At 64.3% G+C, this 1,438-nt stretch carries 1 protein-coding gene; it reads right to left on the reverse strand.

Annotation, left to right across the window (positions count from 1 at the left end; genetic code table 11):
- The coding region (locus DESPIG_RS14155) for a phage tail protein (RefSeq protein ID WP_006009384.1) at positions 1-1,438 on the reverse strand (1,438 nt) is incomplete at both ends.

A 1,438-nucleotide genomic window follows, 5' to 3' on the forward strand; every position in this document is an offset into this window, starting at 1 on the left:
GCCCTCGGCAAGCGTGCTCATCATGCGCGCACCGGAAAGCGTGAGCTGCGAGAGCGGCCCCACATGCGCGTCCGAAAACGGTAGGTACTCCCGCACCTTGGTAAACACGCCTTCTACGGATTCCACCACGGAGGACGCCATGCTCTTGATGCCGTCCACAAAGGTGGAAAGCAGCTTTGCCCCGGATTCAAAAAGGTTCAGCCCGCCGAAAAATTCCAGCACGGCATTCCAGGCCGCCGTCACGCCATCCAGCAGGGACGTGCCGAAAGCGGACAGGCCGCCGATGATGGCAGCCCACGCTCCGGACACCAGACCGACGATACCTTCCCAGGCCGCGCCCGCCGCGTTGCCGACCGTATCCCAGACGCTTTGCAATCCGCTGATGACGGACGCCCCGAAGTCCAGTAGCCCGGAAAGGATGCCTCCCAAGGCGGCCAGCAGTCGGGCGACAAAGCCCTCCCACTCAGCCCACGCGCTTTGCAAAAAGGAGAGAAGAGAAGCGCCGAAGTCCGCGACGCCGCCTACAATGGCGTTCCACGCGCCGGAAATGATGCCGGTTATGCCTGCCCAGGCCGCGCCTGCCGCGCCGCTGATCGTATCCCAGACGCGTTGCAATCCGCTGATGACGGATGCTCCGAAGTCCAGTAGCCCGGAAAGGATGCCTCCCCAGAATGCCGTCAGCAGGGTAATATAACCTTTCCACGCTGCGCTGATGCCGTTTCTCACGGCATCCCACGCGCCTTGCAGACCGGAAAGGATAGACGCGCCGAAGCCCGTAATACCGGAAATGATGGAATCCCACGCCCCGGTAATCGTGCCCGTGATGGCGTCCCATTTTTCACCCGCCCAGGCCGCTATGCCGCCCCACAGGTCATGCCACCACGCGGCGATCTCATCCCAGTTCTGGACAAGCCATGCCCCGGCGGCAATCAGACCCGCGATAGCGATGACGACCAGACCTATGGGGTTTGCGCTCATGGCCGCATTGAGTACCCACTGCACGGCGGCCCACGCCTTCGTCGCGGCAGACACCGCCACCATGACGCCGCGCACGGCCAGAAGCGCGGCCTTCCAGGCCACGAAAAGCCCCAGCACATAGCCGAGTACCTTGCCGAGATTCGACCAGGCGAAGGGGTCCGCCGCCGCGTTGGCCTCATTCGTGGCCCCGCCAAGGTCCAGCAGCCAGCCGCACAGCGCCGAAACGCCGTCTATCAGGTGCCCGATGACGGAAACAAACAGCCTCACTCCGTCCACTAGCCAGGCAAAGCCCGTGGCCAGTCCTTCCAGCACGCCGCCCGCGATCTCTCCCAGGGCCGCGCCGAAGGCTTCCCAGGACGAGGCGGCGCTGGTCACTTCGTTGCCCGTGAACAGGCCGAACAGACCGGAAAGCGCCTGCATGAGTTCGGCCACTGCCAGGCGCACCGGCACAAACACCGTG

It is taken from the genome of Desulfovibrio piger ATCC 29098 (assembly GCF_000156375.1).
GTDB lineage: Bacteria > Desulfobacterota > Desulfovibrionia > Desulfovibrionales > Desulfovibrionaceae > Desulfovibrio > Desulfovibrio piger.